Raw genomic sequence first — 13,072 nt, forward strand, 5'->3', positions numbered from 1 at the left:
CCTTCCTATTTACTAATGGCTGTTTGATTTAAGCTTTGTTTTGCTTGAAGCATTAGGACTGTTTCTAGTAAAATATCAGCACCTTTTGCGCAATCCTCATAGCTTGTTAACTCTTCTTCACAGTGACTTTTACCATTTACACTTGGAACGAAAATCATCGCAGAAGGTACGATGGATGCGATAAACTGAGCATCATGACCCGGTCCACTATACATACGAAGCGATGAGTAGCCAAAGTTTTTACATGCCGCTGCAATTTCATCACAAATGATTGGATTGAAATGTACCGTATCACGTCCCCATAGCTTCACGGCCTGTACGGTACAGCCATTTTCCTCACTTGAAAGACTAACCAATACACTTTCTACTTGTTTCATCACTGTAGGGTCTTTATGACGAGAATCAATTGTAAAGACGACTTCACTCGGAATAACGGTATGAATATTTGGCGCCACATTCATACGCCCAAATGTGTATACTAGTTCTTCGTCTAATTGCCCAAGCTTCTGATCCAACTCGTTCATAATCTTCGATGCAAGCATCATTGGGTCTTTACGCATCCGCATCGGTGTTGAACCGGCGTGATTAGATTCACCATTGATGCGAATCTCATAACAGACCATTCCCTTTACCCCTTCAACTACACCAATTTCAATATGTTCCGCCTCTAGTACGGGGCCTTGTTCGATATGCAATTCAATATAAGCGAGTGCATCTTGTAATCGATTTTCTTTACTTCCCTCATAGCCACTTTGCGCAAGTGCTTGTGCAAAAGTTGTCCCTTCTTTGTCTGTAGACTGTAGCATCACATCACGCGCAAACTTTCCTGTAAGAACTCCTGAGCTCATCATCGCTGGGTCAAAGCGTGCACCTTCTTCATTTGTAAAATTCACAATGGTTAGTGGTGTATCTAGCTCGATGTCATTATCAAGGATGGTACGTATCGCTTCTAGCGCCGTTAATACACCGAGCACCCCGTCAAAACGCCCACCTTTAATAACAGAATCTAAATGTGAGCCCATCACAATAGGTGGTAAATCTTTTTTGCCGGGTAGCGTGGCATACATATTGGCCATATCATCTACCTTGACCTCCATACCGAGCTCCTCACAGCATTTTTTAAAATAATCTCTTGCTAGTACGTCTTCTTTGGATAAGGAAAGTCTTGTAACTCCACCATTTTCTGTAGCACCGAATTGGCTAAACTGCTCCAGTGTTTGCTGTAAACGAATCTGATTACACTTATACACTTCGCACACTCCCCCTTCTAACACACTCGTAAATGCTTATCACAGATTATATATGTCATATTTTCTTACGTATATGTCAAAAAGTAAGAAAAAAAATGTGCATATGCACAAGTATAATGCTATATTTTACGTCATAAGAGAAAGGAGATGGGCGTATGGCAACGGTTTCGCAAATGATGCAATCATCGCTTTTTCCACAGCTTCAGTTAATAGCAGGTGAAAGCGGGATTTATCGTAGAGTAAATGGTATAAACATCGTAGAAAAAGAGGAACTGACTATGTTTTGTAGACCGAATGAGCTCGTCGTTACAACCGGTGTGTTAATAGCAAATGATATAAACGCTCTCCAAAGGCTTATCCGACAAACTTTCAATAAACGTACGGCTGGATTTATTATTAATATCGGTCCATATATTCCTCAAATCCCGGATTGTATCATTCAATTCGCCAATGAGCAGGAATATCCGCTCTTCCAAATGGAGTGGGAACACCGCGTAACAGACTTATTAAAAGCAACGTTTCAATTTATTACGACCAATCAACAAGAACGTTCATTAGAAGAGCAAGCAATGAATCAGCTTCTCTTTAGCTATCAACATCATGTAACCCATCTATCAGAAACACTAGAACGACTTAACTTTCCAAAGCATGCTGAATACGGTATTATCGTGTGCGCAACTAGAAGTGAAGCTACGAATATTCGACGCTATGCTACATTCGTTTTAACGGCATTCCAACAACGCTACGAGCATTTTATTCATTTTCAATATCGAAATCAGTTAATCTATTTAATCGATCGGACAAGTGTTAAAACGATAAATATTCCGTTTTCTCAAACCGTCACCTCTATCTATAATCGAATTGAAAAAAAATACGGTGAACTAGATGTAATCATTGGAATGGGTAGTTTTTATACAGCGCTGGAGAAAATCCATAAAAGCTATGAAGAGGCGTTAACTGTTATTCAACTTGCAAACTTGCATAACAATCAATATTTATATAAATATAAAGATATCGGGGCCTATCAAATTATTATGGGCATTGATAATCCCATATTACTCGAAAATTTTCATCAAGAGATGTTAGGGCGACTGTATCGTTATGATGAATTGAATAACACAGATTTTATTTTGTTTTTGCGCATTTATTTAGAAGAAAACGGCAGTACAAACCGCATTAGCCAACGTACTTTCATTCATCGAAATACCGTACTTTATAAAGTAAACAAAATTGAAACGTTACTCGACATAAACCTTAATAATACGTTTACTAAAACGAATCTCTATCTCGCCTTTTTAATCGAGGATGTGTTAAAACATCGTATGTGATGTGCATTTGCACAAAATTTTTTATCAGAATATTCATTGTTTTCCATATTTAGAGTTGATACGATAAATGTCAGGAATACAAACCTACAATGAAATGGAGTGTTACGTATGACAAATTATAATTACGAAACAGTTAAACAAACTGATAAGGCTCATGTACTGCATTCTTGGTCAAGACAAAACCATATTACCCCAAAGGTGATGACAAAAGCGCAGGGCGTTTATTTTTGGGATGAGCATGATAAGCGATATATAGATATGTCCTCACAGCTTGTGTATCAAAATATCGGTCATCAGCACCCTGCTGTTTTAAAAGCATTCCGTGAAATAGGGACATACCCATTTGCTGCGCCTAGCTTTGCCACAAAACCAAAATCAGACCTTGCAGCACGCATTATTGCACTAGCTCCTTCTAATATGCAAAAAGTATTCTTCACATGTGGAGGGGCAGAAGCCAATGACCATGCCATTAAAATGGCGCGTATGGTAACGGGACGCACAAAAGTCTTTTCACGCTATCGCTCTTATCACGGTGCAACATTTGGTGCAGGTAATTTAACAGGCGAAACACGTCGCTTTGGTGCCGAGCCTGGTTTAAGTGGCTTTGTCAAATTTGATGTACCGCATGCTTATCATGAACCTGTATCATTTGAATCCGAAGAAGCCGTCACACACTATTATTTAAAGAAACTACGTCAGCAAGTGCTCTATGAAAATCCTTATGCAATCGCCGCGATTGTTCTTGAGCCAATCCCAGGCAGTAACGGTGTTATCGTTCCGCCAACAGGCTATTTAGAAGGGGTACGAGCTATTTGTGATGAATTTGGCATCCTACTAATTTGCGATGAAGTCATGACAGGATTTGGACGTACAGGGAAAATGTTTGCTGTTGATCACTTTAATTTCCAACCTGATATGATTACATTCGCAAAAGGGGTTACATCGGGGTATGCTCCACTTGGCGGAGTGATTGTGAGTCAAGAAATTGCGCAGCACTTCGGTGATGAACTCTTACTGACAGGCTTAACATATAGCGGGCATACGATGTGCACACAAATTGGTTGTGCAGCCCTACAAGTGTTAGAAGATGAGCAGCTTGTTGAAAATTCTGCTGCTATGGGGGAACTATTGAAAAAACGCTTAGCTCATATCGCCTCCCATAAATATGTTGGAGAGGTGCGCTCAATTGGTCTATTCGCAGCAGTTGAGCTAACGCGCGATAAAGACACGAAAGAACCAATGTTACCGCTAAGTCTTGGTTATGGTGTTGACCCTAGTGGCTTTATGAAACGTTTTATGGGCTTACTCATTGAGCGGGGTTTCTATACGTACAGTCATGAATCCTCTGTCATCATCGCTCCACCTTTAGTGATTACAGCAGATGAGTTAAACACAGCACTCGATTTATTCGAGGATGCACTCGCAAAATTTGAATCGATTATCGATGCGGAAGGGGCAGTTACAACATAAGAAATACAAAAGGCATGGTCGGTTTAATACCGACACATGCCTTCACTTTTGAGACTACTGATTGATAGAGCGTTTACTAATTAAGCATTTACTTTTAATGCTTTGAACTCTTCGATTAACATCGGAATCACTTCGAATAAGTCCCCAACAATACCATAGTCAGCTACTTTGAAAATGTTTGCTTCTGGATCTTTATTGATAGCTACGATGACTTTAGAGTTTGACATACCTGCTAAATGTTGAATCGCGCCTGAAATACCAGCTGCAATATAAAGGTCTGGTGTTACAACTTTACCTGTTTGACCGATTTGTAGGGAATAATCACAGTATTCTGCATCACATGCACCACGAGATGCACCAACTGCACCGCCTAGTAAGTTAGCAAGCTCTGTTAATGGCTCGAAACCTTCTTCTGATTTCACACCACGACCACCAGCTACTACTACTTTAGCCTCTGATAAATCTACACCGTCTGTTGATTTACGTACTACTTCTTTAATGATTGTACGTAAGTTTGTAATATCTACAGTGATTGAAGATACATCGCCAGAACGACCTGCATCTCTTTCTAGTGGTGCAATATTGTTTGGACGGATTGTCACGAATGCAACGCCATCTTTTACTTTCACTTTTTCAAATGCTTTACCAGAGTAAATCGGGCGGATAAATACTGCGTCATCACCAGCACCTTCAATTTCTGTCACATCTGAAATTAAACCTGACTGTAATTTAGAAGCAATTTTCGGTGATAAATCTTTCCCTAAAGCTGTATGACCGAATACGATTGCTTCTGGCTTTTCTTGCTCTACAACAGCCATTAATGCTTGGCTGAAGCCGTCAGAAGTATATGTTTTTAAATGTGGGTGCTCCACTGTTACAACACGATCTGCACCGTAAGCGATTAAGTCGCTAGCAACACCTGCTACACCATCACCAATTAATACCGTTACTACTTCACCACCGTCAGCAATTTGCTTCCCTGCTGCGATTGCTTCAAATGATACATTACGTAGACTTCCTTCACGCGTTTCAGCTAAAACTAATACTTTGTTTGACATAGATTATCCCTCCATTACCTGTCTATTAGACTACCTTTGCTTCTGTGTGAAGTAGATTTACAAGCTCTTTTACTTGATCTTGTAAATCGCCTTCTAAAATACGACCTGCTGCTTTTTGAGGTGGTAAGTAGATTTCAACTGTTTCTACTTTCACTTCAACATCATCTTCGTCGATATCTAAATCATCTAGCTCAAGTTCTGCTAATGGCTTCTTCTTCGCCTTCATAATACCAGGTAAAGAAGGATAGCGTGGCTCATTTAAGCCTTGCTGTGCCGTTACTAATAATGGTAAAGAAGTTTCAAGTACTTCTGAATCTCCTTCAATGTCACGTACGATTTTTACTGTTTTGCCATCGATTTCTAGGCTTGTAATTGTTGTTACATAGTTAATGCCTAGTAAATCTGCTAGACGTGGACCTACTTGACCAGAACCACCATCGATCGCTACGTTACCAGCTAAAATTAAATCTGCCTCTTTATCTTTTAAATACTCTGCTAGAATGTAAGCTGTAGAGTACTGGTCTAGCTCATCTAAATCATCTTCTGTATTAATTAATACCGCTTCATCAGCGCCCATTGCTAATGCTGTACGCAGTTGCTTTTCAGCATCCTCGCCACCGATTGTAACAACTGTTACTTTACCGCCTAGCGCATCACGTTTTTGAATTGCTTCTTCAATTGCATATTCATCGTATGGGTTGATGATGAACTCAGCACCATCTTCTTGAATTTTACCATTTGAAACAACAATTTTTTCTTCTGTGTCAAACGTGCGTTTTACTAATACATAAATATTCATTTTACAGACCTCCTGAAAGCTGATTTATTTGCCTTTAAATACTGGCTCGCGTTTTTCAATAAATGCTTGAATACCTTCTTTAGCATCCGCTGATACGAATACTGTACCAAAGCTTTCCGCCTCCGCTGCAACACCCTCAAAGAATGATGCAGGTTTTGAATATTGCAGCATATGTATCGCTGCTTTCAATGCGACTGGACTCTTCTTGGCAATTTTTTTCGCGATTTCTAACGTTGTCGGCAGTAGGTCCTCATCTGAATATGCACGGTTCGCTAATCCCCACTGGACCGCTTCTACTCCTGAAATTGGATCACTTGTAAACATCATTTCTGCCGCCTTTGCTACGCCAACATAGCGCGGTAAACGTTGAGTTCCTGCAAAACCTGGAATAAGTCCTAACTGTAATTCAGGTAAGCCCAGCTTTGCTTTTTCTGTAACAAAGCGCATATGGCAGCTCATTGCTAGCTCAAGCCCACCACCAAGTGCAGCGCCATGAATTGCAGCAATGACTGGTTTTGAGAACGTCTCTATACGTTCAAATACAAATTGCCCATTTTTCGCTAGTTTTGCGAATTCTTCACCAGTTTGAACATCTGTAAACTCTTTAATGTCCGCTCCTGCTGAGAAGAAGCGCCCTTCACCGTGCAACACAATTACGCGAACAGCCTCATCATGTTCCACTGCATCTAGCAACTCATTTACTTCATTGATTAAGCCTTGAGATAGCGCATTTGCTGGTGGTCGGCTAATTGATACTACAGCTACACCATCATCAACTTTCCAACTTAGAAACTCCATTCTCCCACACCCCTTTTTAAGCTTTTAACCCATTTAACACGAGCTGTGCCACTTTCGGTGATAGCGCTAACAAATCGTAGCGATATTCATTCATGACCCATGTTGTTGTAATTTCGTCTACTGTGCCAAAAACCATTTGACGTGCAAGACGAACATCCATCGTCGGGTTGAACTCACCAGAAAGCATACCCTCAATTAAGATTTGATCTAAAAGCACCAAGTACTCTTTTAAAATAGCGTTGATCTTCAGACGAAGTTCTTTATTCGACTGTCTTAATTCTAATTGGGTAACGGTTGCTAAATGACGATCATTTGCTAAGACTTCGAAATGGTTTTCGATCATCTGTGTTAGCTTTTCAGATGAACTATTCCCACTATTAATTATATCTTGTAATTTCTCTACGAAAAGACCCATTTTTTCATTAAAGATAGAAATTAATATATCTTCCTTGTTTTTGAAGTACAAATAAATCGTTCCATCTGCAACACCAGCTTGTTTTGCGATTTTCGATACTTGTGCTTGGTGATAGCCATTTTCTGCAATGGCTATCACAGCTGCATCGATTATCTGTTTATATTTGGGTTTATCTCGTTTCAAGTCGTTCACCACCAAAAAAATATGAAAACATGAATGACTATTCATTCATGTTTTCATATTATAATTTGTTCATCAATCTGTCAACAACTCGCTTCTATTATTTTGCTTCTTTGTTTAAAGTTAACTTTGCTTTTTCTTCTTCTACTAATGTACGGCGTAATATTTTACCTACTGCTGTTTTTGGTAGTTCATCTCGAAACTCATATAAACGTGGTACTTTGTATGCTGCTAAATTTTGGCGACAATGATCATTTAACTCTTTTTCCGTTACAGTATACTCTTCTTTTAATACAATATAAGCTTTTACTGTTTCACCACGATATGGATCTGGAACACCTGCAACAACACATTCTTGAATAGCATCATGTTCATAAAGCACTTCTTCTACTTCACGTGGATAAATATTGTATCCACCTGCAATAATCATATCTTTCTTTCGATCTACTACAAAGAAGTAACCGTTTTCATCCATATACCCTAAATCCCCTGTCAAAAACCAACCGTCGGCAAATGTCATCTCTGTATCCTCTGGACGATTCCAATAACCTTTCATTACTTGCGGTCCTTTCACCGCAATTTCCCCTATTTCTCCAGGTCGTAATGGTTCACTTTCGCCGGCACGTAAAATGACCGCATCTGTGTTTGGCCAAGGTACACCGACTGACCCCACTACACGATGATCCCAAATGAAGTTTGCATGCGTGACTGGGGAAGTCTCTGTCAATCCATATCCTTCTACAAGCTTACCGCCTGTAACCTCTTCAAATTTTTCTTGTATTTCAACCGGTAGCGGCGCCGAACCACTTAGACAAGCTTTAATAGATGATAAATCATATTCTCCAATATCAGGATGATTTAATAACGCAATATAAATCGTCGGTGCTCCTGGGAACAATGTTGGTTTTTGTTTATCAATCGTTTTTAATGTATCCTCTGCATCAAACTTCGGCATTAATACCATTCGATTTTTCGTCATAACTGCTAAAATAAGTACGGTTGTCATACCGTAAACGTGGAAGAATGGTAAAATGCCCAAAATCGTCTCTTGACCAGCTTGGCATTTGTACATCCACGCATCACACATCATGGTGTTCGCAACTAAGTTTTTATGTGTTAACATAACACCTTTTGGGAAACCAGTTGTGCCACCTGTATATTGTAATAGCGCCAAATCTTCTTCAAAATTAAATGGTATAGACAGTTCTTTTAATGGTGCTGAACGCATAATTTCTGTAAATAAATGATTCATACCACTATGCTCTACTTTCACACTAAAACCATATTGCTTTTTTTGAATAAACGGATAAACAAGGTTTTTAGGGAATGGTAAATAATCTTTGATCCCTGTTACAATGACATTTTCAATTTGTGTCTCTTTTACTATCTTTGTAATACGTGGATATAAAATGTCTAAAGCTAAAATAACCTTTGCACCAGAATCAGCCATCTGATATTGCAATTCACGCTCTGTATATAGCGGGTTTGTCTGTACAACAATTCCGCCTGCATACAGAATACCGTAATACGCAATAACCGCCTGCGGACAGTTAGGCAGCATCACTGCTACACGATCTCCCTTTTCCACCCCTAAGGTTTGCAAATAGTTGGCAAATCTTAATGCTGATTCATATAGCTCTTGATATGTGATATCCTTCCCTAAAAAATGAATGGCGACCTTACTTGAATTCGTTTTATAAGCATCTGTTAAAAATTGTTGAACTGGAATTTCAGGGATTTCAATGTCGTGCGGAATTTGTACTGGATACTTTTGTAACCATACCTTCTCTGTCATTAAACTCTCTCCCCTCAAATCAAACGTTTTAATTTTCTGATTATTTAATATTATAATAAAAAAAGAAAGTAGTTTCAAACACTTTTTACTTTATTTTTCATTTTTAGCTCGAATATGTATTTTTTCTCTTGTTAAACAACATTTCTTAAGTAACGATAGAAAGGAGCACCTCATTTAAAAATGCTATTTTAGAAATATATTTTTTCAAGCGTGTTGATTTACCTTTTATTATTAATACAGTCGTATGAAACGTTGATTTCCGCTCCATTCGGCTCGCTTTCCACGGACATGGCCTCAGCCTCCTCGTCGCTCGTACCTCGGTGCTCCTGTCGCTGCGCTTTCGTCGCAAATAAATTTCCTGCGGGGTCTTCAGGCCAACACGAGGTTGGTCACGAAGGCGTTGTCACAGGACGTGACGGTTTTAGCCTTCGTTCCTTTATTGCTATTCCCGTAGGAAGCTTTGCACCTGCCGCTTCGCTTCCGGTGCAGAAAAACATTGCTCTGTAGCGAAAGGCGCATGCCGTCAGCTACACCTCGCCGATTCCGCTTCAATCAACTGGCAAGTCATTTTTGATCACGTTTTGCTAAAAAACCACGCTTCTATACAGGAAATATTTTGATAATCAACACACCTAATATTTTTTCAGATATGTTGATTTCCACTACGGCTGACTCGCTTTCTTTTCCTACTAGAGTCGAGTCGCCTCCGCTTCAATCAACGAGCAAGTACCCTTTATCAACCATTTCCCTAAAAAAGCACGCTTACCACCTACTACTATTTGTATAATAAACACATCTGCTATTTTTTCGTTCACCACTCATATAACTATATATGTGTATTTTAATGTTCCAGCATAACGATTGACTTCAAAAATCAGCCTACATATTGCGAAGCTTTTGACCGGATGCAGTGTCTTTTTGCTCGGATACCGTAGCTTTTTGACCGTTTACCCAGGGCTTTTGCTCGGATAAAGTAGTGTTTTGCTCGCACCAGTTGTTTTGACCGTTCAATGTCGACAGTTTTAAGATGATTTATATAAACAAAAAAACTAGTAGATGAAATGTCACCTACTAGTCTGCTACTTATACAGTTACTAAATAATAAACCCCAATGACTACAAAAAGAATACACACAACGATTAATACTTTTGATAATGTTTCCATTTTTCTTCTCCTACAAAATGCTTGCGCCAATGATGAATGACAATCCTAACGAAATGGTGAATGAAATAAATCCAACAGAGCGATTGTCCTTTTCAATTTCTTCATCAATTTTAAAGCTTGGCGTTAAAAATTCAAATAAAATGTATGCAAAAATCAATAATACAAACCCATATAAACCCCAACCAATCATTTCTAGAAGTGTGGAATGGCGTTCAATGGAATAGCGAAAAATATTACATACCCCTAAAATTTTCCCGCCTGTTGCAAGTGCTACAGCAACATTCCCGTTTTTAATTTCTTGCCAATTTTTATATTTCGTCACGACTTCAAATAACACCATTGCCACAACTAAACAAAGAACAACTACACTAAAATAACCGGCAGTTTCAACTAAAGGGTTTTGCCAAAATGATGAACCAAGCATCTAATCTCCCCTTTTACTTTAATTCGACCACGGTTACACCAAAGCCGCCTTCTCCTGCTTCACCATAACGGAATGATTTTACACGTTTATGTGTTTTCAAGAACTGCTGAATCCCTTGACGTAATGCACCAGTTCCTTTCCCGTGAATAATCGATACGCGATGGTAATTTGCCAAAAGTGCATCATCTAAATATTTCTCTGTACGTAAAAGTGCATCTTCATATCGTTCACCTCGAAGGTCAAGTTCAAGTTTCACATGACTATTGCGATTTTTTACATTCGCTACCGTACGTGTTACTTGCTCTTTTTCAGGCTTCACATATTGTAAATCGGCCTCATCTAGCTTCATTTTTAAAATACCAATTTGCACAACCCATTCACTATCGCCTGATTTTTCAAGAAGTGTCCCCTTTTGCCCATAGCTTAACACTTTTACTTCGTCGCCCACTTTTAAGCTTTGCGCTCGTTCACGTTCTGCTGCTACCTTTTTCAATACTTTATTTTCTTCTTTTGGTGCAACTTCCTCTAATCGTTTTTTCGCATCAATTAACTCATGTTCTTTGACAATGCGACTTGCATTTTTTTGCATTTCACGAAGCTCGCCAATAATTTTTTCCGCTTCTGCTTTTGCTTCATCAACGATTCGGCGTGCCTTGTCTTTTGCTTTTTTCTCTAGGCTTTCTTTTTTCTCATCATACGTACTTAAGCGTTCCTCTAGCTGTGCTCGAATGCCTTGTGCCTCTTCTAATAAGGCATGCGCCTCATCTGCCTCTCGCTCTGAACGAAGGCGGCTTTCTTCTAAGGAAGCAATCATGGATTCCACTTCATGGCGATCCGTACCTGTAAATGATTTTGCTTGCGTAATAATGTGCTCATTTAACCCGAGTCGCTTCGAAATTTCAAACGCATTTGAACGACCCGGTACACCGATTAATAAGCGATATGTCGGACTAAGTGTCTCCACATCAAACTCGACCGATGCGTTAACAACACTAGGACGATTGTAGCCATACGCTTTTAACTCTGGATAGTGCGTCGTTGCCATTATACGTGCACCGCGTCCTACCACTTCATCTAAAATGGAAATCGCGAGTGCTGCCCCTTCTTGTGGATCTGTACCAGCGCCAAGCTCGTCAAATAATACAAGTGACTTATCATCAAACTTCGCTAAAATATCAACAATATTCACCATATGAGAGGAGAATGTGGATAGCGATTGTTCAATTGATTGTTCGTCCCCAATATCTGCAAAAATTTGTTCAAAGACTGCAAGCTCTGAACCATCTAGTGCAGGTACTGGTAAACCAGACTGTGCCATAATCGTACATAAACCAACTGTTTTTAATGTAACTGTCTTACCACCTGTATTGGGACCTGTAATAACAATCGCTGTTATCTCTCGGCCAAATTCAATCGTATTTGGTACGGCTTCTTCTATTGGTAATAATGGATGCCGTGCACGTACTAAACGAGTATAGCCTTGTTCGTTCATTTTCGGCATCGTACATTTGTGTGCTCGGCCATATTTCCCTTTGGCTAAAATCACATCAATTTCACCGAGTAAACCGACTAATACAAATAAATCATGTGCTACTTCTTGCACCTTTACAGAAAGTTCAAGTAAAATGCGCTCAATTTCTGCCTGCTCTTTTACTTTTAGACGCTGAACTTCGTTATTTGCTTGTACAACAGCATCAGGTTCAATAAAAAGCGTTTGACCGGAAGAAGATTGGTCATGAACAATACCACCGTAATGACCGCGGTATTCTTGTTTTACGGGAATGACGAATCGATCGTTACGAATCGTAATAATAGCGTCTGACAGCATTTTCGCTGCATTCGAACCGCGAATTAAGCTTTCTAATTTTTGGCGAACTTTTGCTTCTTCAGCACGTAATGATTGACGAATAGAACGTAACGCTGAGCTTGCAGAATCCAAAACTGCCCCATTTTCATCAATGCAATCATTGATTTCATGTTGTAATGCCGTTAACACCGGCATCTGTTCTTTACGTTCTACAAAGTGTGGAATTTGGATTGCATCTTCTGATTGAATGTCTTCAATAAAATTGCGTAAAATGCGACTTGCTCGAATTGTACTTGCAATTTCCATTAATTCCATTGGGCTAAGCATCCCGCCAATTTGTGCACGCTTTGCATGTGGGCGCACATCAAAAATGCCGCCCATTGGTACATCGCCTTTCACACGAAGGATGGCTAGCCCCTCGTCCATTTCTTCTAATAAGGCAACGACTGTATTAAAATCCGTTTCAGGTACTAGCTCCTCGATTGCACGCTTCCCAATAGAAGACGTACAGAAGCTTGCTACCTGCTGACGTACTTTATCAAACTCTAGTGTTTTCAATGCGCGTTGTGCGATCATGAACAACA

The 13,072-nt window shown here is 39.5% G+C and carries 10 protein-coding genes; 2 read left to right on the plus strand and 8 right to left on the minus strand.

Going from position 1 to position 13,072, the window contains the following annotated elements:
* Positions 1 to 5 precede the first annotated feature (5 nt).
* The gene (locus ACQQ2I_RS14155; protein WP_431027439.1) at positions 6 to 1,250 is read right to left on the minus strand and encodes a Zn-dependent hydrolase; all 1,245 of its coding nucleotides are present in this window, start codon (positions 1,248 to 1,250) and stop codon (positions 6 to 8) included.
* 155 nt (positions 1,251 to 1,405) lie between these two features.
* Here ACQQ2I_RS14155 and ACQQ2I_RS14160 point away from each other — a divergent pair, with 155 nt between their 5' ends.
* Both ACQQ2I_RS14160 and ACQQ2I_RS14165 read left to right on the plus strand, forming a co-directional pair.
* Positions 1,406 to 2,578: a PucR family transcriptional regulator gene (locus ACQQ2I_RS14160; protein ID WP_431027440.1), complete on the plus strand. Its 1,173-nt coding sequence runs from the start codon at positions 1,406 to 1,408 to the stop codon at positions 2,576 to 2,578.
* A 108-nt stretch (positions 2,579 to 2,686) separates the two neighbouring features.
* Positions 2,687 to 4,048, plus strand: coding sequence for an aminotransferase class III-fold pyridoxal phosphate-dependent enzyme (locus tag ACQQ2I_RS14165; RefSeq protein ID WP_431027441.1), 1,362 nt, complete (start codon positions 2,687 to 2,689; stop codon positions 4,046 to 4,048).
* An 80-nt stretch (positions 4,049 to 4,128) separates the two neighbouring features.
* Here the strand turns inward: ACQQ2I_RS14165 and ACQQ2I_RS14170 are convergent, their stop codons facing one another.
* The 7 genes from ACQQ2I_RS14170 to ACQQ2I_RS14200 form a co-directional block, all read right to left on the minus strand.
* Positions 4,129 to 5,106 (minus strand): electron transfer flavoprotein subunit alpha/FixB family protein, encoded by a 978-nt coding sequence (locus ACQQ2I_RS14170; protein ID WP_431027442.1) that lies wholly within the window; start codon positions 5,104 to 5,106, stop codon positions 4,129 to 4,131.
* 25 nt (positions 5,107 to 5,131) lie between these two features.
* Positions 5,132 to 5,905: an electron transfer flavoprotein subunit beta/FixA family protein gene (locus ACQQ2I_RS14175; protein ID WP_431027443.1), complete on the minus strand. Its 774-nt coding sequence runs from the start codon at positions 5,903 to 5,905 to the stop codon at positions 5,132 to 5,134.
* 24 nt (positions 5,906 to 5,929) lie between these two features.
* Positions 5,930 to 6,703, minus strand: a complete 774-nt coding sequence (locus ACQQ2I_RS14180; protein ID WP_431027444.1) for an enoyl-CoA hydratase — start codon at positions 6,701 to 6,703, stop codon at positions 5,930 to 5,932.
* Between the two features lie 16 nt (positions 6,704 to 6,719).
* On the minus strand, positions 6,720 to 7,301 hold the full coding sequence (locus tag ACQQ2I_RS14185) for a TetR/AcrR family transcriptional regulator (protein WP_431027445.1): 582 nt from the start codon (positions 7,299 to 7,301) through the stop codon (positions 6,720 to 6,722).
* A 97-nt stretch (positions 7,302 to 7,398) separates the two neighbouring features.
* A complete protein-coding gene (locus ACQQ2I_RS14190) occupies positions 7,399 to 9,093 on the minus strand; it encodes a long-chain-fatty-acid--CoA ligase (protein WP_431027446.1) in 1,695 nt (564 codons plus the stop codon).
* A gap of 1,174 nt (positions 9,094 to 10,267) precedes the next feature.
* Positions 10,268 to 10,681 (minus strand): DUF350 domain-containing protein, encoded by a 414-nt coding sequence (locus ACQQ2I_RS14195; protein ID WP_391369006.1) that lies wholly within the window; start codon positions 10,679 to 10,681, stop codon positions 10,268 to 10,270.
* Between the two features lie 13 nt (positions 10,682 to 10,694).
* The gene (locus ACQQ2I_RS14200; protein ID WP_431027447.1) at positions 10,695 to 13,064 is read right to left on the minus strand and encodes an endonuclease MutS2; all 2,370 of its coding nucleotides are present in this window, start codon (positions 13,062 to 13,064) and stop codon (positions 10,695 to 10,697) included.
* Positions 13,065 to 13,072 lie beyond the last annotated feature (8 nt).

This window comes from Lysinibacillus sp. LZ02 (genome assembly GCF_050613145.1).
In the GTDB taxonomy this organism is placed as follows: domain Bacteria; phylum Bacillota; class Bacilli; order Bacillales_A; family Planococcaceae; genus Lysinibacillus_B.

What these genes read in the sequence shown, in the direction of transcription:
- ACQQ2I_RS14160 (WP_431027440.1), top strand. Translation starts at nt 1,406, where the DNA reads ATGGCAACGGTTTCGCAAATGATGCAATCATCGCTTTTTCCACAGCTT.
- ACQQ2I_RS14165 (WP_431027441.1), top strand. Translation starts at nt 2,687, where the DNA reads ATGACAAATTATAATTACGAAACAGTTAAACAAACTGATAAGGCTCAT.
- ACQQ2I_RS14170 (WP_431027442.1), bottom strand. Translation starts at nt 5,106, where the DNA reads ATGTCAAACAAAGTATTAGTTTTAGCTGAAACGCGTGAAGGAAGTCTA.
- ACQQ2I_RS14175 (WP_431027443.1), bottom strand. Translation starts at nt 5,905, where the DNA reads ATGAATATTTATGTATTAGTAAAACGCACGTTTGACACAGAAGAAAAA.
- ACQQ2I_RS14180 (WP_431027444.1), bottom strand. Translation starts at nt 6,703, where the DNA reads ATGGAGTTTCTAAGTTGGAAAGTTGATGATGGTGTAGCTGTAGTATCA.
- ACQQ2I_RS14190 (WP_431027446.1), bottom strand. Translation starts at nt 9,093, where the DNA reads ATGACAGAGAAGGTATGGTTACAAAAGTATCCAGTACAAATTCCGCAC.
- ACQQ2I_RS14195 (WP_391369006.1), bottom strand. Translation starts at nt 10,681, where the DNA reads ATGCTTGGTTCATCATTTTGGCAAAACCCTTTAGTTGAAACTGCCGGT.
- ACQQ2I_RS14200 (WP_431027447.1), bottom strand. Translation starts at nt 13,064, where the DNA reads ATGATCGCACAACGCGCATTGAAAACACTAGAGTTTGATAAAGTACGT.